This window comes from Candidatus Poriferisocius sp., assembly GCF_965204145.1.
Taxonomy (GTDB): Bacteria; Actinomycetota; Acidimicrobiia; order Acidimicrobiales; family Bin134; genus Poriferisocius.
The window spans coordinates 2,838,025-2,861,074 of the sequence record NZ_OZ241977.1; the positions used below are offsets into that span (position 1 = coordinate 2,838,025).

The 23,050-nt window shown below is 65.1% G+C and carries 23 protein-coding genes and 1 tRNA gene; 13 read left to right on the top strand and 11 right to left on the bottom strand.

Annotation, left to right across the window (positions count from 1 at the left end):
- Nucleotides 1-11: 11 nt before the first annotated feature.
- From ACOGI7_RS13155 to ACOGI7_RS13165, 3 genes are read left to right on the top strand one after another with little or no spacing between them, the layout of a single operon-like run.
- A complete protein-coding gene (locus ACOGI7_RS13155) occupies nucleotides 12-227 on the top strand; it encodes a ribbon-helix-helix domain-containing protein (RefSeq protein ID WP_419849212.1) in 216 nt (71 codons plus the stop codon).
- Between the two features lie 5 nt (nucleotides 228-232).
- A complete protein-coding gene (locus tag ACOGI7_RS13160) occupies nucleotides 233-580 on the top strand; it encodes a type II toxin-antitoxin system PemK/MazF family toxin (protein WP_419849213.1) in 348 nt (115 codons plus the stop codon).
- 25 nt (nucleotides 581-605) lie between these two features.
- Nucleotides 606-1,607 carry a queuosine salvage family protein gene (locus ACOGI7_RS13165; RefSeq protein WP_419849214.1) on the top strand — a complete coding sequence of 334 codons (1,002 nt, stop codon included), beginning with the start codon at nucleotides 606-608 and terminating at the stop codon, nucleotides 1,605-1,607.
- Nucleotides 1,608-1,679: 72 nt separating this feature from the next.
- On the opposite strand, the gene ACOGI7_RS13170 is transcribed toward ACOGI7_RS13165, so the two are convergent.
- Nucleotides 1,680-2,420, bottom strand: a complete 741-nt coding sequence (locus ACOGI7_RS13170) for a PaaX family transcriptional regulator C-terminal domain-containing protein (protein WP_419849215.1) — start codon at nucleotides 2,418-2,420, stop codon at nucleotides 1,680-1,682.
- Between the two features lie 290 nt (nucleotides 2,421-2,710).
- Here ACOGI7_RS13170 and ACOGI7_RS13175 point away from each other — a divergent pair, with 290 nt between their 5' ends.
- Both ACOGI7_RS13175 and ACOGI7_RS13180 read left to right on the top strand, forming a co-directional pair.
- The gene (locus ACOGI7_RS13175) at nucleotides 2,711-3,808 is read left to right on the top strand and encodes an aromatic ring-hydroxylating oxygenase subunit alpha (protein ID WP_419849216.1); all 1,098 of its coding nucleotides are present in this window, start codon (nucleotides 2,711-2,713) and stop codon (nucleotides 3,806-3,808) included.
- Entirely contained in the window at nucleotides 3,805-4,074 is a 270-nt protein-coding gene (locus ACOGI7_RS13180; RefSeq protein ID WP_419849217.1) for a hypothetical protein, read from the top strand. The genes ACOGI7_RS13175 and ACOGI7_RS13180 overlap by 4 nt, the downstream gene beginning before the upstream one ends.
- Before the next feature lies 1 nt (nucleotide 4,075).
- Here the strand turns inward: ACOGI7_RS13180 and ACOGI7_RS13185 are convergent, their stop codons facing one another.
- On the bottom strand, nucleotides 4,076-5,257 hold the full coding sequence (locus ACOGI7_RS13185; protein ID WP_419849218.1) for an aminotransferase class V-fold PLP-dependent enzyme: 1,182 nt from the start codon (nucleotides 5,255-5,257) through the stop codon (nucleotides 4,076-4,078).
- 158 nt (nucleotides 5,258-5,415) lie between these two features.
- Between ACOGI7_RS13185 and ACOGI7_RS13190 the strand changes: the two genes are divergently transcribed.
- The 5 genes from ACOGI7_RS13190 to ACOGI7_RS13210 all read left to right on the top strand — a co-directional run bounded on the left by ACOGI7_RS13190 (nucleotide 5,416) and on the right by ACOGI7_RS13210 (nucleotide 8,375).
- The gene (locus ACOGI7_RS13190; protein ID WP_419849219.1) at nucleotides 5,416-5,742 is read left to right on the top strand and encodes a helix-turn-helix domain-containing protein; all 327 of its coding nucleotides are present in this window, start codon (nucleotides 5,416-5,418) and stop codon (nucleotides 5,740-5,742) included.
- Nucleotides 5,739-6,296 (top strand): nucleotidyl transferase AbiEii/AbiGii toxin family protein, encoded by a 558-nt coding sequence (locus ACOGI7_RS13195; protein ID WP_419849220.1) that lies wholly within the window; start codon nucleotides 5,739-5,741, stop codon nucleotides 6,294-6,296. The genes ACOGI7_RS13190 and ACOGI7_RS13195 overlap by 4 nt, the downstream gene beginning before the upstream one ends.
- A 73-nt stretch (nucleotides 6,297-6,369) precedes the next feature.
- Nucleotides 6,370-7,167 carry a hypothetical protein gene (locus ACOGI7_RS13200; RefSeq protein ID WP_419849221.1) on the top strand — a complete coding sequence of 266 codons (798 nt, stop codon included), beginning with the start codon at nucleotides 6,370-6,372 and terminating at the stop codon, nucleotides 7,165-7,167.
- 278 nt (nucleotides 7,168-7,445) lie between these two features.
- A complete protein-coding gene (locus ACOGI7_RS13205; RefSeq protein ID WP_419849222.1) occupies nucleotides 7,446-7,805 on the top strand; it encodes an excisionase family DNA-binding protein in 360 nt (119 codons plus the stop codon).
- 15 nt (nucleotides 7,806-7,820) lie between these two features.
- Nucleotides 7,821-8,375, top strand: a complete 555-nt coding sequence (locus ACOGI7_RS13210; protein ID WP_419849223.1) for a PIN domain-containing protein — start codon at nucleotides 7,821-7,823, stop codon at nucleotides 8,373-8,375.
- Here the strand turns inward: ACOGI7_RS13210 and ACOGI7_RS13215 are convergent.
- The 7 genes from ACOGI7_RS13215 to ACOGI7_RS13245 all read right to left on the bottom strand — a co-directional run bounded on the left by ACOGI7_RS13215 (nucleotide 8,372) and on the right by ACOGI7_RS13245 (nucleotide 13,956).
- A complete protein-coding gene (locus ACOGI7_RS13215; RefSeq protein WP_419849224.1) occupies nucleotides 8,372-8,944 on the bottom strand; it encodes a hypothetical protein in 573 nt (190 codons plus the stop codon). The two genes, ACOGI7_RS13210 and ACOGI7_RS13215, sit on opposite strands and share 4 nt — an antisense overlap.
- A 181-nt stretch (nucleotides 8,945-9,125) precedes the next feature.
- On the bottom strand, nucleotides 9,126-9,557 hold the full coding sequence (locus ACOGI7_RS13220; RefSeq protein WP_419849225.1) for an SRPBCC family protein: 432 nt from the start codon (nucleotides 9,555-9,557) through the stop codon (nucleotides 9,126-9,128).
- Between the two features lie 58 nt (nucleotides 9,558-9,615).
- Nucleotides 9,616-9,689 (bottom strand) — tRNA-Met (locus ACOGI7_RS13225).
- 118 nt (nucleotides 9,690-9,807) lie between these two features.
- On the bottom strand, nucleotides 9,808-10,725 hold the full coding sequence (locus tag ACOGI7_RS13230; protein ID WP_419849226.1) for a hypothetical protein: 918 nt from the start codon (nucleotides 10,723-10,725) through the stop codon (nucleotides 9,808-9,810).
- 107 nt (nucleotides 10,726-10,832) lie between these two features.
- Nucleotides 10,833-12,011: an MFS transporter gene (locus ACOGI7_RS13235; protein WP_419849227.1), complete on the bottom strand. Its 1,179-nt coding sequence runs from the start codon at nucleotides 12,009-12,011 to the stop codon at nucleotides 10,833-10,835.
- 17 nt (nucleotides 12,012-12,028) lie between these two features.
- Nucleotides 12,029-12,793, bottom strand: a complete 765-nt coding sequence (locus ACOGI7_RS13240) for a carbon-nitrogen family hydrolase (protein WP_419849228.1) — start codon at nucleotides 12,791-12,793, stop codon at nucleotides 12,029-12,031.
- A complete protein-coding gene (locus ACOGI7_RS13245; protein ID WP_419849229.1) occupies nucleotides 12,790-13,956 on the bottom strand; it encodes a pyridoxal phosphate-dependent aminotransferase in 1,167 nt (388 codons plus the stop codon). Before ACOGI7_RS13245 ends, ACOGI7_RS13240 begins: the two co-directional genes overlap by 4 nt.
- Nucleotides 13,957-13,994: 38 nt before the next feature.
- Here ACOGI7_RS13245 and ACOGI7_RS13250 point away from each other — a divergent pair, with 38 nt between their 5' ends.
- Genes ACOGI7_RS13250 through otsB form a run of 3 tightly spaced genes read left to right on the top strand, consistent with a single transcriptional unit; the run spans nucleotide 13,995 to nucleotide 20,213 of the window.
- Nucleotides 13,995-16,226, top strand: a complete 2,232-nt coding sequence (locus tag ACOGI7_RS13250; RefSeq protein WP_419849230.1) for an arylsulfatase — start codon at nucleotides 13,995-13,997, stop codon at nucleotides 16,224-16,226.
- Between the two features lie 25 nt (nucleotides 16,227-16,251).
- Entirely contained in the window at nucleotides 16,252-17,652 is a 1,401-nt protein-coding gene (locus ACOGI7_RS13255; RefSeq protein WP_419849231.1) for an alpha,alpha-trehalose-phosphate synthase (UDP-forming), read from the top strand.
- Nucleotides 17,649-20,213, top strand: a complete 2,565-nt coding sequence (otsB, locus tag ACOGI7_RS13260) for a trehalose-phosphatase (protein WP_419849232.1) — start codon at nucleotides 17,649-17,651, stop codon at nucleotides 20,211-20,213. The genes ACOGI7_RS13255 and otsB overlap by 4 nt, the downstream gene beginning before the upstream one ends.
- Here otsB and ACOGI7_RS13265 read toward each other — a convergent pair.
- Both ACOGI7_RS13265 and ACOGI7_RS13270 read right to left on the bottom strand, forming a co-directional pair.
- Nucleotides 20,173-22,575, bottom strand: coding sequence for a xanthine dehydrogenase family protein molybdopterin-binding subunit (locus ACOGI7_RS13265; protein WP_419849233.1), 2,403 nt, complete (start codon nucleotides 22,573-22,575; stop codon nucleotides 20,173-20,175). The two genes, otsB and ACOGI7_RS13265, sit on opposite strands and share 41 nt — an antisense overlap.
- Nucleotides 22,576-22,778: 203 nt before the next feature.
- On the bottom strand, nucleotides 22,779-23,045 hold the full coding sequence (locus tag ACOGI7_RS13270) for a hypothetical protein (protein WP_419849234.1): 267 nt from the start codon (nucleotides 23,043-23,045) through the stop codon (nucleotides 22,779-22,781).
- Nucleotides 23,046-23,050 lie beyond the last annotated feature (5 nt).

Consider the following 23,050-nt stretch of genomic DNA (forward strand, 5'->3'; position numbering starts at 1 on the left):
GTATTTCTGGTATGAAAGTTAGCGTCAGCCTGCCTGATGAGGACGTGGAGTTCCTCGACGACTATGCCCGAAACCACCAGATCGCCTCCCGATCAGCCACCCTGCACCGGGCCATACGGCTACTGCGGGCATCCGAGCTGGCGCAAGACTACGCCGAGGCATTCGCACAGTGGGATCGTGAAGAAAGCCGCCTCTGGGACTCTGCCGTTTCTGACGGACTCGCATAGCTCCAATGCGCAGGGGAGAGATCCGAATTGTCAACCTCAGTCCCACTCTCGGGGCTGAGGCCGCCCAAACCCGCCCCGCGGTGATTGTCAGCAACGACGGTGCCAACACCACTGCCGCTCGGCTGGGACACGGAGTGGTCACCGTCATCCCAATCACCTCCAGCACCGAGCGGGTCTACCCGTTTCAGGTGATGCTGACTGCCGGTGACACCGGCCTAGAACGCGACTCCAAGGCCCAAGCCGAGCAAGTCCGGTCGATCTCCGTCGAGCGAGTTGGCCGCCTGCTCGGTCAAGTGCCCTTTGACCTCATGGCCCATCTCGACAACGCCCTCCGCCTCCACCTCGCCCTCTGACACCACCCGAGCAAAGGAGCTTTACGTGCACGATTCCCCAGTGTGGTCCTCGCCGGTCTTGCGGTCGGTGCGCGGGGTGGTCGAGCGCTCCCGACACGTTCGCACATCGGTCGAGGCCATCGAGCAAGTGGCTTCTTGGATGGCCTACGAGGAGTTCGCCTTCCCGTCTGGCGCGGTCGACGGAGCAATCAGTAGCCGGACCGACCCGGCGGAGATCATTGATGTTTCGTTCTTCTATGCGGTAATGAACTTCGCCTTCACCGACTTTGACTCTGGGGTGAAGTTCGCCGCCGATCATCGGGGTCGGACCTGGTCGGACAGCGAGGGCATGTTCGCTTGCGTTGCCCAGGCGTTGGACGATGGCGTGCCGCTGACCGACGGGGCCTACCTGGCCGAGATCAGTCGAGCCGAACTAAGCCGAGTGTTCACCGGGAATATCGAGATCCCCATGCTCGATGAGCGGGTCGAAATCCTCAACGCGGCGGGCCAAGTTCTGGCCGAGCGCTATGGCGGCAGCGCCCACCGGTTCGTGGCCGACTGCGCGCCCGCCATGTACGCCGCGGGCAACGGTCTGATGGAGCGGCTCGTGGCCGAGTTCCCCCGGTTCAACGATGTCAGCACCCACGATGGCCATGAGGTGCAGTTGCACAAGCTGGCCCAGCTCTGGCTGTGGCAACTGCACATGGCACTGGCCCGCGAAGGCGCCTTCGCGGTCGCCGATCTGGATCGGATGACCGCGTTCGCCGACTACATCGTCCCCGTCGCCCTGCGGCTCATGGACATCCTGTCCTACTCCGCAGAACTGGAAACTGCCATCAACAGAGGCGACCTGATCGCCGCGGACAGCCCTGAAGAAGTGGAGATCCGGGCCCACACCCTCTATGCCACCGCCCTGCTCACCGACGCCATCAACCGGATCCGCCCACCGTCGCAGTCGCTGGTAGTCCCCCAGGTGGACTTTCGACTCTGGAAGGCCTACCACGCCACCTTCTGGCCCCACCACCTAACCCGCACCATCATGTACTGACCACTGGAGTCGAGGTCCTCGGGGTCTCAACAGCCCGAACACGCTCGGCGGATGTCATCAGCGCGGAGAGAGCTAGGAGCGAGTCGCTGCTGGAGGCAGTCTGTCCTGATAGGCGTTGGTGAGGCGGGGCCACCACCGATTCCAAAACGAACCAGACGTTTCGGCGAGGGCGCGATCAATCTCTTGGGTGTAGGACTGCATCAGCTGGGAATTGCGGAATAGCTCGCTTTGGGTGCTGGCTGCGGAGTGCGCGGTCAAGAAGGCCTGACGGGCTTCGGTGCCGGGCCATCGGTCGGGAAGGAGTTCGGACGGCAAGAGCGGATCGTCGCGCATGACCGCTTCGGTGGCGACGATGGCCGAGACCATGGAAGCTGCGACTTGGTCGCCGTCCATCGTTGGGGCCTGCTCGGCTATGGACGCCAATTGCCGGCCAACCACCTCGTACCGCCCGGAGAGGTCGGCCAACGGCCAAAGCCGCTCTACAAGATGGTCATCGGAAAGTTCCTCCCCGACTCGGATCGTTCGGGTGGCGAAAGTCGTCACGGCGTCGGACACCTCGAGGTGATCGGCGAGCTGGAAGACGAAGTCAGTCAGATCGTAGGCGTGGACGTAGAGCCCCGACTGGACAGGGGCAGCCCCAAACTCGACCAGCAGGTTGCGAATCGCATCGCGGGCCCCCCGACGCCTCTCTGGAATCCCGAACCCGACCAGCCGCCAATACCGATCCCAGGGTTCGAGTCCGGCATCGACTCGATGCGCAAAGGCTGACCAGCCAAGATCCACGTCGAGCTCGGCCCGTCCCGCATCGGTCACCCAATATTCCGCCGAGCGGCCCCGACCCCCGGATTGAGTCAACAGACCCTCCCTGACAACCCGGCCGAGACAGTCGCGCATTGCCTTGTCGGAATGGCCGAGGAGAGAGGCCATGGCAAACAAAGGGCCGGCTGACACCCGACCGTCTTGGCCAATCCCCGACAGGACAAGGGCTCGGGTTGGAACATAACTCATAGGGCCACTGTGCTCCTCTCCCTCGGACTTGCCATATTGTCGTATTTTATCAACGACCGTTGTCTTTCTGCGACAATCCCGCTACATTGCCCCCTGTGAGTTCCGCTGCACTGACGTTCGCCCCCGACCGTGCCCTGCCCAACATCGCCTACCGGGATCCTTCGTTCCTCCAGGCCGAGATGGACGGCATCTGGCACGGAGATTGGGTGTTCGTCACCACCGAGGATCATGTCGGTGCTTCAGGCGATCAGCTTCCGGTCATCATCGGCAACCAGCCAGTCCTGTTGTGGCGGAATCAGCAGGGCGAGCTGGCGGCAATGTCGAACCTCTGCGCTCATCGGGGAACCCTGCTGGTCGATCGGCCGTCGAGCGCCAAGCGAATCCAGTGTCCGTACCATGCTTGGACTTACAACGACGACGGTCGGCTGTTGTCGGTGCCGTTCGCTCCGAACGACGCCATCGACAAGGCCGCACACTGCCTGCCGAAATATCGAGTCGAGTCTTGGCACGGGTTGGTGTTCGTGAGTCTCAACCCTGACGTGGAGCCGCTCACCGAGCGTTTCTCGGCCATCGAGCCCCACGTGGTCGCGCAAGGGATCGACCAGATGACACACCGCTCAGATCAGCAGGACACACAGGAGTGGGAATGCAACTGGAAGCTGGCAATTGTGAACGCAATGGAGAGCTACCACTTGTTCCAGGTCCACCCCAAGACGCTCGAGCCCTTCACGCCGACCAGGGACGCCTACTACATCGCAGGCTCGGCCAGGGCGACAGCCACCGGTGGCAAGGCGGAAAACCAGGGGGACTACCTCCTGATCAGCCTGCCGCCCAACTTCGTGGGCGTGTTCAACTCCGGCGGCTTCTACTGGCAGACGGCCCACCCGATCGGCGCCCAACGCTGCGCCATCCGAACTGGAGGGGCTGCTGCCTCATCTCCCGGTGCTCGCACTATTGATCGGTTCAGGCGCTGGACCAGTCAATTGGCCAGCAGCGCGGCGGCCTACTCGCTGCCGGACTTCCTGCCCGAGGACAAAGCCATCTGCGAGAGAGGACAGCGTGGTGCCATAGGGGATTTTGAGCCCGGACATCTCGTTCCCATTGAGCGGGTAGTGGCCGACTTCGGCCACTACCTCAATTGGCGGATCAACGGCATTGAGCCGCCCGCCGTCCACGCCGAGGAGATCCGGTGATCCCAAATCCTGCCCGACCAACTCAAACCCGATCCTTGCGGTTGTGGCCGACATGGACTGCGGTGGCCGCGGTGTGGGCCTTTTCGCTATCCAACCAGATTTGGCTCTTTGCCCTGCTGTTCTTGGCCTGGGCCGCATTCGACATCGTCACCGGCGAGAGCAGCTTCGTCCAGCGCGTCACCCGCCGCGAGCAACCGGGTACTTATTGGCTGGTGGTCTTCACCTGGGTCGTGCTGTCAGTTTTGTGGCTCGTCTATCCGGGATAGGTCAGGCGCTGAGCTCGGCGAGGAGGGCGGTGGCCAGGATCCGGTAGTCGGATTCCTCGTTGTAGAGGTGGGCGGAGATACGCAGCAGGCGCTCGGGCGGGTCGGGCCAGGCGAAAACCGGTACCAGGATGTTGTGTTTGTCGGCCAGCGCGTCCATGAGGGGGTCGAATATCTCTGATCCTGAATGGTCGGCGGGAGGGACCGGCACCGAGGCGATGGACCCGATCATGTCCTCTGGAGCTGGCGGATCGATCCCCAGGGCGTCGAGCAGGATTTCCCGACCGGTCAGGCACAGCTCCCGAATGGCCTTCCGGACCCCGGGCCAGCCGTCGGGGTGCATGGCGGCCACCGCGTCCAGGGCGTCGGGTACCGTGAGCCAGGGGCTGGGGTCCTGGGTTCCCGTCCAGTCGAACTGGGCATGGAAGTCGCTGCCGCTGGATGGCCAGCCGCCGTTGTAGCCGTGGCTGATGACCGGGGGGTACACCCCCTCTCGGCGATCCTCCCGAACCCAGAGCAACGCCGCGCCCTTGGCCGCGCACATCCACTTGTGGCAGTTGGCGGTCACATAGGAGACGCCCAAAGCAGAAACGTCGAAGTCGATCATGCCGGGGCCGTGGGCTGCGTCAACCAGCACCGCCACATCGGGCTCTAAGGCGGCGGCGAGCTCGGCCACCGGCATTACCAGCCCCGTTGCCGAGGTCACTGAGTCAATCATCAGGATACGAGTGCGATCGGTAACCGCCCCGAGCACGGCATCGACGATCTGCTGGGAGGACTCCAGTGGAAACGGCGCCCGGGCGGTGACCACTTGGGCGCCGGTCCTCTCCGCCGAGACCATCGCGGCGTTCACGCAGGCGTTGTATTCGTGGTCAGTGATAAGGATCTCATCCCCAGAGGCGAGGCTCGGCTCCAGCGACCGCATCACCGCGTTCACGCCGGTGGTGGCGTTGTTCACGAACACCAGCCCCGCCTCATCGGCCCCCACGAAGTCGGCCACCACCCGGCGGGCGGTATCCAGTTCATGCTGGTACTCGTCGCCGACGAAATACCTGGTGGGGTTGGCCTCCATGCGCCGCCGCACCCGCTCCTGCGCTTCCAGTACAGAAGCCGGCGTCGCCCCAAACGACCCGTGGTTGAGGTGCAGCACCCCGTCTTCAAGCAGCCACGGACTCACAGAAACCACCGCCGAACCCTACAGACGAGGTCCCCCATCGCCCACCGATAGAACCCCTCGATATCGAGGCCGCTTTCTCCATTCTGCGAGCTTGGAACCATGAGAAACATGATGCCACAAGAACGCCCATGCACCATATATAGACAAGTCGATATATACTGCTGGTTATGGAACCGGCGGAATTGCTGCGAGTGGCGCGGCGACGCTTTGGCTTGAACCAGGCGGAGTTGGCGAGACGGGCTGGTACTAGCCAACCAGTGATCTCTGCCTACGAACGCGGGCGACGCGATCCGACGACCCGGACGCTGCGGCGGCTCGTTGCAGCCGCAGGCGGCCGACTGGAGCTTCGCTTGGCTGACGAACCGCCCGACATACCGCCACCGACGAGCTTCGCTGAGCACGGCGAAAGACTGGTGGATGTGCTCCTTTTGGCCGATGCCATCGGGCATCGCAATCGCGCACCGCTTGCCTATCCGCGAATCGACTCGTCGTGACCCGGCTGTCGCTACCCGAAAAGATCCTCGCCATTGGCCATGCCCTGAAAGACATCCCTCATGCCTTCGGCGGTGCGATCTCGCTCGGCTACCACGCTGAGCCGAGAGCCACCATCGACATCGACCTGAACGTCTTCGTCACAGTGGACCGGAGCCATGAGGTGCTCGATCTACTGAGTGAACTTGGGGCTGAAATCCACACCGCAGCCGAGACAGTTGCCCGTGACGGCCAAGTGCGGATCATGTGGGACAACACACCTATCGATCTCTTCTTCTCCTACGACCCATTTCATGACGCGGCCAACCGTGCGGCCGTGTCCGTTCCCTTTGCTGATCACACCATTCGGGTGCTATCTGCCACCCACCTCAGCGTCTGCAAGGCAGTGTTCGACCGGCCCAAAGATTGGATCGACATCGAGGCCATGATCGCCATCGGTACCCACATCGAAACCGCTGAGGCCCTGCGCTGGGTGGGACGGATCGCTGGCGACGAAGATCCCCGTTATGACCGCCTCGCTACCCTGCTCAGCAAGATCGGCAGGCCTGACAGGTGATGGGGCTTGATCCTCCGAGAGCACCGAGAGATGAGCCCGCCCGTATCATGCGGCATCGACAGGAGGCAACGACATGTCTGATACGAACCTGGCCGTCGGCAGCCAGATCCATCTCGGCCACTCGATGATCACCTTCATCGAGCCCCACCGAGGCGAGGGGCTGCACGAGTACAACCGCTGGTACGAGCACGACCATGCCTATGCCGCCATGCTGGCCGCGCCGGGCTGCTTCGGGTACCGGCGCTACGTGGCCACGAGGCGGCTGAAGAATCTGCGCTTCCCTGCCGACGGCGCGGTGGCCGATCCGGTGGACAACGGCTCGTTCATCGCCCTGTACTGGATGGAGGAGGGGCGCGACACCGACACCTTCGGCTACTCGTTCTCCGTCGGCCCCGACCTGTTCGCCGCAGGCCGGATGAACCCCAACCGCGACCACGTCAGCACCGCCGGCTACGACCTCGCCGGGTCGGTCGGCCGAGGCCCGGCACCGGTCCCGCCCGAGATCGCCCTCGACCACCCCTACGAAGGGCTAGTCGTGGCCTGGATCAGAGGCGACGACACCGACTCGGTGCTGGCGGCCGCAGCCGGATTGCGAGCGGGGCGCGACCTTGAGCTGCTGGCCGAGGACAGCCCCATCGGCCAGATCATCGATTTTGTCCAAGTCAATAGAGAAGGCGGCATGCCGCCCCTCACCGGCGAGTGCCCCGAGGTGATCCGCCTCTACTTCTGCAACCAAGACCCCGAGCACTGCTGGGACGCCTTCGCCACCCTCGCCGACGACGTCGCCGCCCAAGGCGCCCGCCTAGAACTAGCCGCCCCCTTCATCCCCACCATCCCCGGCACCACCCAATACCTAGACGAACTCTGGTAGATGCAACCGGCCTGCATGCTGCATTCATACATGTTCGTTAGTTTCTTCTATTGCGAATATTTCGAACGTAGCTTACACTGACACATAACGTGTCGCTTGGCACAACTCAGGTTTTGACTGCGTCGAAACCGATCGGCATACGACAAATGCAATGGAGGTAATGGGTGGCACCCTCAGCAGTACTTGATCATCAACTCGCGATTCCAGACGCGGCTACAGCCAGCCAGGCCGCTGAAGCCGTCGACGCCCTAGAGCGCTTCCTTCGCAGACACCCCACAGTGAGCACCGCATCGGTCTCCTTGGAGGCGGATGACGATGACTCCACTCTGGAAATTCCCGGACACGCACTTCGGCTACTGGTGGACATCTTGGCCCAGATCGCCAACGGCAACGCCGTGACTGTCGCTCCAGTTCACACCGAGTTGACCACCCAGCAAGCCGCGGACCTATTGAACGTCTCGCGCCCCTACCTGGTGAAGCTGCTCGAGGAGCGCAAGATCCCCTATCGCCGAGTCGGAAACCGACGCCGAGTGCTGCTCGCCGACCTTCTCGCCTACAAACGCGTTGACGATGTCGAGCGCCAATCCATTGCCAACGAACTAACCGCAGAAGCCCAACGCCTCGGCCTCGACTACTGACCTAATCCACCCTCAGTGTCTTTCGACGCCACCTACGACGCCTGCGTGCTCCACCCCGCTGGGCTACGCGACTTTTTGGTCCGACTCGCCATGACCGGGCTCTTTCGAGCCCATTGGAGCCAAGACATCCTCGACGAGATGATCTCCTCAATTCTCGCTCGAAGACCCGACCTCGACGAGGCCCAACTTTCACGCACTCGGGAGCTGATGTGTGACGCAGTCCCCGACAGCGTCACCACCGGATACGAAGATCTCATTGAGGGCCTCAACCTGCCCGATCCCAACGACCGCCATGTGCTCGCCGCTGCCATCCGCTCCGGCTCTCAAGTCATAGTGACCGAGAACATCGATGACTTCCCCCTGCACACACTCGAGACCTACAACATCGAGGCCCAAACAGCCGACGTCTTCGTGCTCCACCTAATCGACCTGTCGCCCACCACGGTCTCCAACGTCATCCAAGCACAAGCTGCTGCCCTAACGAACCCACCGATGAGCATCTCTGATGTCCTCGACCGCCTCGCCCGATCTGGTCTCCCCCGCTCAGTAGCAGCGCTGAAGGAGAACTAAGGCTCCGCTTGCAGCGACACTTGCTGGCTGCCATCGATACATCGATCTAATGCATCTTTGATTTCGGACCAAGCGATAGGTTCCCCGAACCGCCCATTCAGAGTCGCAACGCCGACAGTCTTCTGCGTACTGAGTTCATCGTTGAGCTTCTGCTTCGATACCACCCAGAACTCCCAGGAGGCTGGGTCCCGTACGTTCTCGTTGTTGGCCTCCTCTGGCTTATGGAGGCAAAACACGTACACGTCGGCGAATCTCACGGGGGGATCGTGCTCAATCCAGTCGTTGCTCTCGGCCTCCCATGTCCTCCACCTTGGGGCAATATTGAAATTCGGCTTCGACGGCTGATCCTGCGGCCAAGTTTGGTCTAGACCCGAGGCCTTGACCTCAACCTTGACTTCCCCATACAGCAAGTCGTACGCATCCCACTCATGTCGCACCTCGCTATCTCTGATAGCCCCGAGCGCTTGACCCACCAACCACTCCGCCAAGATCCCCAGATTCCGGTTGTCGACGAGATCCCCCATAGCCCATCGATAGAACTTGTCGATGTCGAGATCATGGCCTCCCACGACAATGACCCTATCGATGACAAAACCCAGGACGCTGGGGTGAAGCTACCTGGGCTTTAATGTCGCTTGGTGCTCTGTTGACGAGCAAACCGGGTGCATCGGCGTTTGAACACCTTCGATATGGAGGAGGCGGCATGACCACTCCCGGATTATCTGGACAAGGGGAGTCAAGCTCAGATCATTAAGAGAAGCGCTTGACGAGGTTGTCCAAGGTGGTGGCGATGGAGTCTTCGATGAGCTCTTCTTTGATCATCCGCGTGGTGAGGTATGGGAATCGGATGCTTCTGTAGTCAGCCGACTCGGTTACCCGGGTGCCGCCCTCTACGGGCTCCAATTCATAGCGCCAGCGGTTCTTGATGAAGTGGCTCCAGGCGATGAGCCGGTTCTCCTCGTACTCCACCACCTTGCTGGTCACTCTGTAGGGGAAGCCGTAGGCCTTCATGGCAATCGTGAACTTCGACCCCAGTTGCATGGACCCCTGACCTCTGATGAGCCTTTGAAGGGTTCCGGAGCCGTCTATCTCAACGTGGCGGGCCGGATCGGCCAACAAGGCGAAGATGTCCTCGGGAGCAGCAGGAACCACTCGGCTGGCGGTAAAGAGTCGCTTGCTCATGACAATCGCTCAGCCTACGTGAACTCAGGCAGCGAGGCTGGCGAAATGGATCTGCTAGTGGCGGGGGCAGGATTTGAACCTGCGACCTTCGGGTTATGAGCCCGACGAGCTACCAGACTGCTCCACCCCGCGTCGAGTGGACTGATTACTCTATCCCCCTCCCGCCGGGCTGTCACCTGGTTTTCCATGGTTCGGTGGTGACAGCCCAGCGGGTCGCCAGGGGGTTCGGCGAGTTGGTCCGGTAGGCGGGCTAGCCGGGGCTGGCGAGGGCTTGGATCTCGGCCACCGCGATGGGGTGGGGCGAGGCGGTGAGCACTTGGGTGGGCACCACCGGGGGCGGGTTGGTGCAAGGTCCGCCGTTGAACACGCATGCCACCGAGACATCCCAGTAGGCGGTGAGGGCCACTTGGTAGCGGAGGTCGGGTTGGCTGACCGACGATTGCCGGTAGTAGTGGAAGCAGTTTGATGGCTGGTCCAGCGGGTCCCGGGAGTGGTTGAAGGCCACGACGTGGTCGGCATCGCACCACAGCGTGGTCCCGTCGCCCATGGCAACCCGCAGAAAGCCCAGCCGCCGAGGGAAGGCGGTGGCGGTGAGGGTCAGTTCGTGGCCGTCCAGCGTGGTGGTCACCGTCTCTGACACCGGGGTGCGAGCGGCAGCCGGCACCCACACGTAGGTGGGGAGGTGGACGATGGTGACTTCGCGGGGCGCGGTCAGCGTGGTCGGCTCGGGAATGGCCAGCCGCCCCCAGGCCTCGTTGCGCAACCGGATGGTCTCCTTCATTGTGGGCGGCGGAGGTTCTTTCGGCGGCGCGGGCTGGTACACCCAGAACGTGACGAGCTGCGTTCCCGCCTCGGTCTTGCAGAGCTTCAAGATGTAGGTCTCGTCGGGGTCGGGGGCGGCCACATAGTCATTCTCCAACCAGGCGTTCAGCTCGGCGTAGTTGCCCTGTCGGAAGTAGCAGGGCGGCATCGAGGGATCATCGGGGTTTGCGTCGGGCTCCGACGCTCCGGGGATGTCCACTTCGATCCATACCCCGATATCCACCTCACCGTCTTCCGTCTCGACCGAAGTGCCTTTGTCCGCCTGGTGCCAGCCGGCAGCCGGACCTGGGCTGGACACGGCAAGCAAGCAGGCGGCGGCTGAGACCAGCAGCGCAGTGCCTCGCATCGAACTTCCCTTCGGGCTTTCGGGGGCGCGCGTGGCGCGAGAAGGGGGAAGCTCAGGGGGAAGGGGCCAACTCTCCTACGGCAGCCCTCTGCTGTCAATAGGCAATCTCAGTAGGCAGTCTTCAACTGCGGCCGAACCACTGTTCGGCTCACCACTAGGGCAATCAACGAGAGGCACCCACCCGCGAAGAAGGCCATCGAGTACGACGACACCTCCACCACGCCGCCCAGGATCAGCCCACCGAGCCCGACGGCCAGGTCGAAGGCGATGCTGAAGGTGCCGATGGCCTGGCTGCGCTTGTTGGCCGGTGCCGACTGGACGGCCATGACGAATAGCGCGGGGAACAAGAACGTCTGGCCCATGGCCAGGATCGCTGTGCCGATGAACACGCCGGGGATCTGTGACCAGAAGGCGATGATCCACAGCCCGGTGGCCGAGCACACATACGACATGGTGCTGGTGCGCTGCGGCCCCAGCCGATCGGGCAGGCGGGCCAGCAGGATGCGCAGGCTGATCACCATGACAGCGAAGGTGGCGAATACCGCCCCGGAGTGGGCGAACCCGATGTCATCCACATGCAGCTTGATGAAGGCCAGGAACCCGGAGTAGCCCAGCAGTCCCAAACCCAGCAGCAAGGCCGGACGGGTGGCCGGCCAGTGGATGAACGAGGTGGGCCACCCTGTCGGGGCATCCGCGGGACGCCCGGGCATGGAGGTCGTGCCCAGCACGGTGGCGACCGCCATCATGGCCCCGCCCAGAATCCACACCGCATCGGCATTGGCCGCCGCCTCCAACTGCTCGCCCAGGATCGGCCCCACAGCCAGACCTGAGTACACCGTGACCGAGAAGTAGGAGGTTGCCTCGCCCCGACGATGCTCAGGAGCCATGTCTTGGGCCGCGGCGGCGATACCCACGAAATAGGCGGCCTCCCCCAAGCCGGTGAGCAGTCGGAACAATAGGGCCACTGCGACGGTGGTGACCCATACGTTGCCGAGGATGCCCAGTCCGGCCAGCACGCATCCCCAGACCACTACGAAGCGGCGCCCCTTGGAGTCGCCCAGCGGGCCGACGAGCGGTCGGGCCACCGCAGCCGAGAGCCCGAACCCGCCGACGGCCAGCCCTACTGCCACTGGCCCCCCGCCCAAATCGTTCTTCACGAAGCCGGGCAGCACCGGATACACCAGCCCCAGCGCCATGAAGTAGAACACCCCGCACAGGCACAGCGCGGCGAAGCGGGCCGTGAACAGCGGCTGGGAATCCCCCACCGGCGGATTATCGCCGGTCATCGTGGCAGCACCCTCGACTATCGGCGGTCTTCAAGAAACGGATAGCGGGTGCGTATCTTCTCCACCCTCGACAGATCGATTTCGGCATACAAGATCGCTTCTTCGCCCTCAGGCGCGCTGGCCACCTCAACCCCGAACGGGTCGATGACCACTGAGTCGCCCTGGTAGTCGATGCCGCCGCCGGTGCCCACCCGGTTCACCCCCACCACGTAGGCCTGGTTCTCAATGGCCCGGGCCACCAGAAGGGCCGACCAGTGGGCCCGGCGGGGTGCCGGCCAGTTCGCCACCACCACGTAGCAGTCGGTGTCGTGGGCCAGACCCCAGAACTCGTCGGAAAACCGCAGGTCGTAGCACACGAACGGGGTGATTCTCACTCCCTCGATGGCAACCGTCAGGCGCTCAGAACCGGCGGCGTAGTGCTCGTGCTCGCCGCCGTAGGAGAACGGGTGGATCTTGTCGTAGAAGGCGGCCACCCCGTCGGGGCCAGCCAGCACGAATCGGTTGTAGGGCAGCTCGGCGCTCGACGGATCCCGCACCGGCACCGACCCGCACACCCATACTCCGTGGGCGGCGGCCTGCTCGGCCAGAAAGCCGACGCTGGACCCGTCGGGGGACTCGGCCACCCGGTCGGAGGCCATGGAGAAGCCGGTGGAGTACATCTCGGCCAGCACCACCAGCCGGGCACCGTCGGCCGCGGCCTGGGCCACCTTGGGAGCCAGCCGTTCGAAGTTCGCCTCAGGGTCCTCCCACACGATGTCGTGCTGAACCGCGGCGACCTTCATGAGCCGGTCCCCAGCTTGGCCAGCCGCTCCACCGCCTCGTCGAGCACCTCGGGACGCTTGCAGAAGGCGAACCGCACCAGATGCCGCCCCTCGTCCTCATTGTCGTAGAACACCACGCTGGGCACGGCCACCACGCCGCACAGCTCGGGCAGCCTGCGGCACAAGGCCATCCCGTCGTCAAACCCCAGCGGCCGCACATCGGCGGTCACGAAGTAGGTGCCCGCCGGTCGGTACACCTCGAACCCGGCGGCGGCCAGCCCATCGGAAAGCTGATCGCGCCGGGCCATCAAGTTGGCCCGCAGGCCGTCGAAGTACTCGTCACCCAGCCGCAGCCCCACCGCGATGGCGTGCTGGAACGGCGCCCCGTTGACGAAGGTCAAAAACTGCTTCGTGGTGGTGACCGCGTCCCGCAACTCGGGAATCGCGCACACCCAGCCGATCTTCCACCCGGTGAACGAGAACGTCTTGCCCCCCGACGACACCGAGATGGTGCGCTCCCGCATCCCCGGCAGCGAGACCAGGGGGATGTGCTCGCCGTCGTAGGCCAGGTGCTCGTACACCTCGTCGGTCACTGCCAACAGGTCGTGCTGGCAGCACAGGTCGGCAATCAGCTCGAGCTCCTCCCGGTCGAACACCTTGCCGGTGGGGTTGTGGGGCGAGTTCACCACGATCATCCGGGTGCGGGGCCCGATGGCCGCGGCCAGCTCGTCGGGATCGAACCGATAATGGGGAGGCCGCAGCGTCACCAGCCGCCGCTGGGCCCCGGCCATGGCAATCCCGGCGATGTGGGAGTCGTAGTAGGGCTCGAACAACACCACCTCGTCGCCCGGCTCCAACAGCGACAGCATGACGGCGGCGATTGCCTCGGTAGCCCCCGCGGTAATGAGCACCTCGGTGTCCGGATCAAAATCCAGGTCATAGAACCGCTTCTGGTGCTCCGCCACCGCTAGCCGCAGATCGGCAATCCCCAGCCCCGGCGGATACTGGTTGTGCCCCGCCCGAATAGCCGCCACCGCCGCATCCGCCACCTCCCGCGGCCCATCAGTATCCGGAAACCCCTGCCCCAAATTGATAGCCCCCGTAGCCAAAGCCAAAGCCGACATCTCCGCAAAAATCGTCGTCCCAAACTCCACCAACCGCTCATTCAACAACCGCTCCGGCACAACGCCAACCTTAACCCTGGATGTGCTAGCAACCACACATGACTTCTGATGCTCAAACCTATGGCGGCAAAGTCGGCAACACCGTCGCCGACTCGACTCCGTGGTGGCCCACCCCCGTAACCCCGCCGCCGAACAGCCCCAACGTGGTAATGGTCGTCCTCGACGACGTCGGCTTCGCCGACCTGGGCTGCTTCGGCTCCGAAATCGAAACCCCCACCATGAACGCCCTCGCCGCCGCCGGCCTGCGCTACAACAACTTCCACACCACCTCCATCTGCTCCCCCACCCGGGCGTCCCTGCTCACCGGGCGCAACCACCACTCCGTGGGCATGGCGGTGGTCAGCAACTGGGACACCGGCTATCCCGGCTGCACCGGCCGCATCACCAATCGAGCGGCCACTCTGGCCGAGATCCTCCGCCCCGCGGGCTACTCCACCTTCGCAGTGGGCAAGTGGCACCTGGCCCCCATCGAGGACACCACCCCGGCCGGCCCCTTCGACCAGTGGCCCCTCCAGCGGGGCTTCGACCGGTACTACGGCTTCTTGGACGGCGCCACCAACCACTGGGACCCCGACCTGGTAGCCGACAACCACCACATCGACCGGCCCGAGCGGCCCGACTACCACGCCACCGAGGATTTGGTGGACCAGGCCATCGCCATGGTCAGCGCCCAGACCTCGGCGTGGCCCGAGCGGCCCTTCTTCCTGTACCTGTGCTTCGGCACCGGCCACTACCCGATCCACGTCCCCAAGCCCTACGTCGACCGCTACAACAGCCGCTACGACGCCGGCTGGGGCGCCATCCGAGAAGAGCGGTACCACCGCCAGAAGGACAACGGCATCGTTCCCGCCGACACCGAGCTGCCCCCGTTCAACCCTGGTGTGCCCGACTGGAGCGACCTGAGCGCCGACGAGCAGAAGGTGGCCGCCCGGATGCAGCAGGCCTATGCCGGGATGCTCACCCACACCGACGAGCACCTCGGCCGGCTCATCGCCACGCTTAAGGAGATCGGCCAGGCCGACAACACCGTTGTCGTGCTGTTGTCCGACAACGGGGCCACCCAAGAGGGCGGCCCGTCGGGCCACGAGAACGCCATGCGCTATGTGAACGGCCTCGACCCCCGGCCCATCGACCAGCAGTTGGCCAATATCGACGACATCGGCGGGCCTGGCAACTGGATGGTGTACCCCATGGGCTGGGCTATGGCCGGAAACACCCCGCTGAAGTGGTACAAGCAGAACACCCATGCCGGCGGGGTGCGCGACCCGCTCATCATCTCCTGGCCAGCCGGGATCACAGACGGGGGCGCGGTCCGCACCCAATACCACCACGTGAGCGACATCACCCCCACGCTGTTGGAGGCCATCGGGCTGGAGCCGCCCGCCGAGGTGGCCGGGGTCGACCAGATGCCGATGGAGGGCACCAGCATGATGTACTCCTTCGCCGACGCTGGTGCCTCCACCGCCAAGGCCGAGCAGTACTACGAGATGTTCGGCCACCGGGCCATGTGGGTCGACGGCTGGAAGGCGGTGACCCGTCACATCCCCGGGGAGAACTTCGACGACGACCGCTGGGAGCTGTACCACCTCGATCAGGACTTCTCCGAGGCCCGGGATCTGGCCCAAGCCGAGCCCGAGCGGCTGGCCGCGCTCGTCGACCGGTGGTGGGAGGCCGCCCGGGCCTACCAAGTGCTGCCCCTCGACGACCGCATTTTGGAGCGGTTCCACGTGCCCAAGCCCCGGCCTATCACCGGCCGGTCCCGATTCGTTTATTACGACGGGGCGTACATCCCCAGCGACGGCTGCCCCGACCTCAAGAACGTGTCCTATGAGATCACCGCGGAGCTGACCCGGGCCGACGGCGACGACGGCACCCTGGTGGCCTGCGGCGACGTGGCATCAGGCTTCGCCCTGTTCATCCAGGGCGGGCGGCTGGTGTGGGACTACAACATGGCCTGGGAGCACTACGTGGCCGAAACCGAGCCCTTGCCCACCGGCACGGTTACGGTGACCGCCGCCTTCGAGCGAACCGGCAGCTACGCCGGTACAACCCGGCTGCTAGTGGATGGCGTTGAGACCGCCTTGGTGGACATGCCCATCACCCACAACACCCATATCCACGCAGTGGGCATCAGCGTGGGCTTCACCAAAGCCCCATCCCCCAGCCCTCGAACCACCGGCCAATTCCCCTTCACCGGCACCCTCAGCCGAGTGGTGATCGATGTCGCCGACGACCGCGAGCTCCCAGACCAACTGCTGGTTCTCGACTGAGAGCGAAGCGCGATATTTTGACTTCGTGGCTGCTGGCAACCAGAAGTGGAGCTTCGTCGTCGCGGCCAATCGCCTTCCGGTCAGGCGGGTGTGGGAGGGCGAGACGGCCAAGTGGGTTCCCAGCCCTGGCGGGCTGGTATCGGCTCTGCGCCCCGTCATGTCCGGCAATCCCGACGCGGTCTGGGCTGGCTGGACGGGCGTGCCCGGGCCGGGCACCGAGCCGTTCGAGGTGGACGGCTTCCAGTGCCATCCGGTAGGCGTGAGCCAGGGCGAGCTCCAGCTGTTCTACGAGGGGTTCTCCAACGCCACCCTGTGGCCGCTGTTTCACGACGCTCTGGTCCCCCCCGAATACCACCGCACCTGGTGGGACGTCTATCGCACCGTCAACCAGCGTTACGCCGCCACGGTGGCCGACCTGGCCGCCCCCGGTGCCACCGTGTGGATCCACGACTACCACCTGCTGCTGGTACCCGGCCTGCTGCGGGAGGCCCGGCCTGACCTGCGGATCGGGTTCTACCTCCACATCCCCTTCCCGGCCCGCGAGCTGTACATCCGGCTGCCGTGGCGGACCGAGATCATCGACGGCCTTTTGGGCGCGGACCTGATCGGCCTGCAAACCCCCTTGGGTGCCGACAACTTTTGCCGGGCAGTGAACCGCATCACTGGAGCCAAAACCACCGGAAGGGTGATCCAGCACAACGGGCGGACCAGCCAAGTGGGCGCCTTCCCCATCGGCATCGACACCGACCGGATCGCCGGGTTGGCCGCCGATCCCGCGGTGCAAGCCCGGTCGGTGGAGATTCGCCAATCCCTGGGCTCGCCTCGCACGGTGCTGCTGGGAGTGGACCGCCTCGACTACACCAAGGGCATCGAGGTGCGGTTGCGAGCCTTCCGGGAGCTCTTGGCCGAAGGGCGGCTGTCGGTGGACGACTGCGTGCTAGTGCAGATCGCCGAACCCAGCCGCTCGCAGGTCACCGGCTACGCCGAGGTTCGCCGGGCGGTGGAGCAGTTGGTGGGCGACGTGAACGGGAACTTCGGGGTGATGGGCCGACCGGTGGTCCACTACCTGCATCAGAGCCACCCCATCGAAGAGCTGGTGGCCATGTACCTCATCGCCGATGTGATGCTGGTGACCCCGCTGCGCGACGGCATGAACCTGGTGGCCAAGGAGTATGTGGCCTGTCGCCCCGAGAACAACGGAGTGCTGGTGCTGTCGGAGTTCACCGGGGCGGCCCAGGAGCTGCGGACTGCCGAGCTGATCAACCCTCACGACATTGAGGGGCTGAAAACCGCCATGGAGGCCGCCGCCCATCGCTCCGACGCCGACGCCGAGTCGGCCATGCGGGCCATGCGACGAATAGTGCGGACCAACACCGCCCAGCGCTGGGCCGAGCGCTTCCTGGCCCGCCTGGAGGCCTGCGAATGACCGAGGCCAGCCCAATCATGTTGGCCGAAGAAGTGGACGCCCGGCTACGAGAGCTGGCCCGAGTGCCGGTGCTGCTGGTGGCCTGCGACTACGACGGCACCCTGGCCCCCATCATCGACAACCCAGACGAAGCCCGACCCACCCGGGAGTCGGTGGCCGCGCTTCGCCAGCTGGCGGCCATGCCCGACACCCACGTGGCGGTGATTTCCGGGCGGGCCCTGCGGGATCTGGCCGCACTGAGCCGCCTGCCCGAGGAGATCCACTTGGTGGGCAGCCACGGCACTGAATTCGATGTCGGTTTCGCTGATGACTTGTCCTCAGAGCAGCGGGACCTGCGCGACCGGGTACTGGGGGAGCTGAACGACATCGCCCGGCGCGACCACGGGTTCATCATCGAGCCCAAGCCGGCCGGAGTCGCCTTCCACTATCGCAAGGCCGAACCCGAGATCGCTGCCATCGCGGTGGAAGACGTGCTGAGCGGACCGGGCTCCCGGGATGGCGTTCACGTCAAGACCGGCAAGATGGTGGTGGAGCTGTCGGTGCTGGACCTCAACAAGGGCGACGCCCTCGACCGGCTGAGAACCGACGTTTCGGCCGAGGCGGTGATCTTCGCCGGCGACGACGTGACCGACGAGGACGCCTTCGCCCGGCTTACGGGCCCCGACCTCGGTCTGAAGGTGGGACCGGGGCCGACCCTGGCCCGGGCCCGCCTGCACGACCCCCGGTCAGTGGCTCAGATGCTGGCCCTTGTGGCCGAGCGCCGGCGGGCGTGGCTCATGGGTGAACACGACCTGGCCATCGAGCGCCACAGCCTGCTCAGCGACCAGCGGACAGTGGCGCTGGTCACCTCCGACGCCTCGGTGAACTGGATGTGCCACCCCCGGGCCGACTCACCGGCGGTGTTCGCCGGACTGCTGGGGGGCGCCCGAGCCGGGCATTTCTCCATCACCCGCCACGACGACAGCCCGCCCATCTCCCACCGCTACCTGGACGGCACCATGGTGGTCGAGACCCGGTGGTCAGATGTGACCGTTACCGATTACCTGGACTGCTCCCGGGGGCGGCCCCTTAAGTCAGCGGGCCGCACCACCTTGGTCCGAGTCGTCGAGGGCACCGGGAAGATCGACATCGAGTTCGCCCCCCGATTGGACTTCGGCCGGGCCCCCACCGGCCTGCACGTGGTCCACGACGGCCTCGAGATCACCGGCGCCGCCGAGACCATGATGCTGACCGCGCCCGGGTTGAGCTGGGACATTGTGGACGACGGCCCCCATCAGACCGCGGTGGCCCATGTCGAGCTCGACGGCGCGCCGTTGGAGCTTATGCTGCGTCTGGGCGTTCCCGGCCGGTTCGGCTGGTCGGAGGCTACTGAGCCCGATCGCCGCGAGGCCACCGAGCAGTACTGGCGCGACTGGACAGAGAAGCTCACGCTGCCGTCGGTGGCGGCCGAGGAAGTGGAGCGATCAGCGCTGGTGATCAAGGCGCTGTGCCACCAGCCCTCGGGAGCGATCCTGGCCGCCGCCACCACCAGCCTGCCCGAGGTGATGGGCGGCGTCCGCAACTGGGACTACCGCTACTGCTGGCCTCGAGACGCCAGCATGAGCGCAGCCGCGCTGCTGGCTCTGGGCAGCAGCCAAGAGGCGTGCCAACTGCTGGATTGGATCCTCGACCGGGTGGAGCACCTCCCCGGACCCGAACAGCTCCGCCCGGTGTATCCCCTGGTCGGCGACGAAGCCCTGCCGGAGGCGGTGCTGCCCGAGCTGGCCGGGTACGCCGGCAGCCGCCCGGTGCGAATCGGCAATGCCGCTGAGCACCAAGTGCAGCTCGACGTGTTCGGTCCGGTGGTGGACTTGGCCTGGCGACTGTGCGAGGCCCAAGTGACCCTCACCGACCAGCACTGGGAGGTGGTCAAGGCAGTGGTGGGGGCGGTGGCCGCCCGCTGGCACGAGCCCGACCACGGCATCTGGGAGGAGCGCCGCCCGCCCCGCCACCACGTCCACTCCAAGGTCATGTGCTGGATGGCCGTAGATCGAGCCATCAAGATCGCCCAGCGCATCGACCCCGAGCTGGCCTCGTACTGGAGCCCGCTTCGCCACCAGATCGCCGCCGATGTGATCTTGAACGGGTGGAACGAGCAGCGCCGCTCCTACACCACCGCCTACGGCTCGACTGACCTGGATGCCAGCCTGCTGTGGATCGGCTTGAGCGGACTGCTCCCCCCCGACGACTCCCGCTTCGTCTCCACCCTCAAAGCGGTAGAGAGTGATCTGCGAGACGGCCAGACGGTATACCGCTACCGCCACGACGACGGTCTGCCCGGCACCGAAGGCGGCTTTCTGATCTGCACGTCGTGGCTGATCGAGGCCTACGCGCTCATCGGCCAGATCGACGACGCTCGAGCCCTGTTCGACCGCTACCTCGACCTATGCGGCCCCACCGGCCTGCTTCCCGAGCAATACGACCCCGCCAGCGAGCGCCTACTCGGCAACCACCCCCAGGCCTACTCGCACCTCGGCCTGATCAACGCCGCAATAGCCCTCTCAGCCCCCGCCGGCGGCTAGGAGGATCCTGCGACCCGGAGATCAGCTCCCAGATTCGCTCGGGCGTGGCCGGCATCTCAATATCGTTGATCCCCAGGGGGGATAGCGCGTCGGCAATGGCGTTGACCACTGCTGGTGTGGAGGCGATGGTGCCAGCCTCACCGATGCCCTTCACCCCCATCGGGTTGGTGGGGCTGGGGGTCACCGTGGAGTCGGTGCGGAACGACGGGGTCTCAGCCGATGACGGCACCAGATAGTCCAGGAAGCTCACGTTGCGGGGCTGGCCGTCGGCATCGAACGCGGCCTCCTCCCACAGCGCCTGGGCCACCCCTTGGAGGATGCCGCCGTGAACCTGGCCCTCCACCACCATCGGGTTGATCTGGTTGCCGCAGTCGTCCACCGCCACGTAGTCCACCATTTCCACTTCGCCGGTCTCGGTGTCCACCTCCACCACGGCCACGTGGGTCCCGAACGGGAAGGTGAAGTTGGGCGGATCCCAGGTCATGTGGCCCTCCAGGTTGGGCTCCATGCCGTCGGGCAGATTGTGGGCGGTGAACGCCTCGAAGGCCACCGCGGCCATCGGCATCTCCGCGTCGGGCTGGCCCCGCACCCGGAACGTGCCATCGGAGAACTCCAAGTCCTCCACGTTGGCCTCCATCTGGTGGGCAGCGATGAGCCGGGCCTTGTCGATGACCTTCTCGGCCGCCATGTACACCGCGGTGCCGCCTACCGACAGCGACCGGGAGCCATAGGAGTCGAGCCCTAGCGGAGAGATGGCAGTGTCGGAGTGCAGCACCTCCACGTCGTCGGGATCAACGCCCAGCTGATCGGCCACGATCATCGACCAGCACGTCTCATGGCCTTGGCCGTGGGGCGATGTTCCGGTCACCACCTGAACTTTGGCGGTGGGCAGCACCCGTACGGTGGCCGATTCCCAGCCGCCCGCCGCGTAGTTCAACGAGGCCAGCACCCGGCTGGGGGCCAAACCGCACATCTCCACGTAGCTCGACAGGCCCACGCCCACCTGACGGGTGTCCCCCGCGGCCCGGCGCTCGACCTGCTGGGCCCGCAGCCCCTCGTAGTCCACCACTTCCAGGGCTCGCCCCAAGGTCTGGGGATAGTTGCCGCTGTCGAACACCAGCCCAGGGGCCGACTCGTAGGGGAACTGCTCGGGGCCGATGAAGTTGCGCCGCCGGATCTCAGCCGGGTCCACCCCCACCGCGGCGGCCAGCGAGTCCATGGCCCGCTCAATGGCGTAGGTGGCCTCGGGCCGGCCCGCCCCCCGGTAGGCGTCGGTGGGGGTCATGTTGGTGAACACTCCCGTGCACACGAAGGAGTAGTTCGGGATGTCGTAGCAGCCGTGGTACAGGAAGGCACCCAGGAGCGGCACACCCGGGGTGACCAACTGAAGATACGCCCCCATGTCGGCCACCAGCTTCACCCGCACCGCGCTTATCCGGCCCTCGGCGTCGGCAGCCAGCTCGATGTCTTGGATCTGGCCCCGACCCTGGATGGTGGACCCGGCGGCCTCGGAGCGGCCCTCGGTCCAGCGCACCGGCACACCGTGGCGCAGGGCCAGCGCAGTACACATGATCTCTTCGGCGTACACGTTCAGCTTGGAGCCGAAACCGCCCCCCACCGAGGGAGCCACCACCCGCACCTTCTGCTCGGGCAACCCCAGGGTGAGTGCCACCATGACCTTGAGGATGTGGGGAATCTGGGTGGCCGAGTAGATGGTGATGTCGCCCCCGAACGGAGCGGGCACCGCCACTACCCCCCGAGGCTCCATGGCCGCGGGGATCAGCCTCTGCTGGATGTAGCGCTCGGCCACCACGTGGTCTGCCGTAGAGAATGCGGCCTCCACCGCGTCGGCATCAGGAGTCAGCTCCCAGGTGTAGGAGGCGTTGGTACCCAGATCCTCGTGGATGACGACGCTGTCGGCCACGGCGTCCTCGAGGTCGACCACCGCATCGAGAGGCTCGTAGTCCACCTCCACCAGGGCGGCAGCGTCGACCGCCTTGTAGCGATCATCAGCCAGCACCACCGCCACGACATCGCCCACATAATTGGCCTTGTCCACCGCAATCGGCAGATGGGCCGGATTCTTCATGTCGTCGGTCACCGGCCAAGCACAAGGCAACGGCCCCCAAGACTCCGCCAGATCCGCCCCCGAATAAGCAGCCACCACCCCATCAGCGTCAAGAGCAGCACCAAGATCGACCGAGTTGATGCGAGCATGAGCATGCGGACTCCGCACACACGCCACCCACAACGCCCCCGTGAGGTCCAGATCGTCCACAAACCGGGCCTCCCCAGTAAGCAACTCCGGATCCTCCTTCCGAAGCAACCTACTCCCCACCACCGAAGACTCAGTCACCGTCATCAGCCACCTCCCGTTCCCTCCCCGAGAGTACCCCTCCCATTCGTTCAGTGCAGCCGATCCTCCGCCCCGCAGCGAGAGAACAGAGGCGGGTCTGCGGACAGAAAGTAAACCCAGGTGGCTGGGGGGTGGCGCCGCAGGCGGACTTGGCCGCACCGACGGCCAAGCCGCCGTAGGTGACAGGACCCGCCGCCAACCGGGGGAAGCTAGTTGGAAGCAGCCGTGCGGAGGTCGGCCAACGTCTCCATCCACCACAGGTTGGTCACCGTGGTGTTGCCGGGAAGCGTGGCCAGGCAGTCGTCGACTTGGGCGACCACTTCGGGAAGATCAGCAGCGGCGAGACGCAGGTCCAACAGTCCGTCCACCACCCGGGAGCGGCTCGTGAGCTCTCCATCAATGGCGTCCAGCAGCCGATCCACCAACTCGGTGATCTCGATGAGGGCCGCTGGGTTGCGGACTGTTTCCAATGTCACTGCTC

What these genes read in the sequence shown, in the direction of transcription:
- ACOGI7_RS13220 (WP_419849225.1), bottom strand. Translation starts at nt 9,557, where the DNA reads ATGAGCAAGCGACTCTTTACCGCCAGCCGAGTGGTTCCTGCTGCTCCC.
- ACOGI7_RS13190 (WP_419849219.1), top strand. Translation starts at nt 5,416, where the DNA reads ATGGAACCGGCGGAATTGCTGCGAGTGGCGCGGCGACGCTTTGGCTTG.
- ACOGI7_RS13240 (WP_419849228.1), bottom strand. Translation starts at nt 12,793, where the DNA reads ATGAAGGTCGCCGCGGTTCAGCACGACATCGTGTGGGAGGACCCTGAG.
- ACOGI7_RS13160 (WP_419849213.1), top strand. Translation starts at nt 233, where the DNA reads ATGCGCAGGGGAGAGATCCGAATTGTCAACCTCAGTCCCACTCTCGGG.
- ACOGI7_RS13230 (WP_419849226.1), bottom strand. Translation starts at nt 10,725, where the DNA reads ATGCGAGGCACTGCGCTGCTGGTCTCAGCCGCCGCCTGCTTGCTTGCC.
- ACOGI7_RS13235 (WP_419849227.1), bottom strand. Translation starts at nt 12,011, where the DNA reads ATGACCGGCGATAATCCGCCGGTGGGGGATTCCCAGCCGCTGTTCACG.
- ACOGI7_RS13200 (WP_419849221.1), top strand. Translation starts at nt 6,370, where the DNA reads ATGTCTGATACGAACCTGGCCGTCGGCAGCCAGATCCATCTCGGCCAC.
- ACOGI7_RS13250 (WP_419849230.1), top strand. Translation starts at nt 13,995, where the DNA reads ATGACTTCTGATGCTCAAACCTATGGCGGCAAAGTCGGCAACACCGTC.
- ACOGI7_RS13265 (WP_419849233.1), bottom strand. Translation starts at nt 22,575, where the DNA reads ATGACGGTGACTGAGTCTTCGGTGGTGGGGAGTAGGTTGCTTCGGAAG.
- otsB (WP_419849232.1), top strand. Translation starts at nt 17,649, where the DNA reads ATGACCGAGGCCAGCCCAATCATGTTGGCCGAAGAAGTGGACGCCCGG.
- ACOGI7_RS13155 (WP_419849212.1), top strand. Translation starts at nt 12, where the DNA reads ATGAAAGTTAGCGTCAGCCTGCCTGATGAGGACGTGGAGTTCCTCGAC.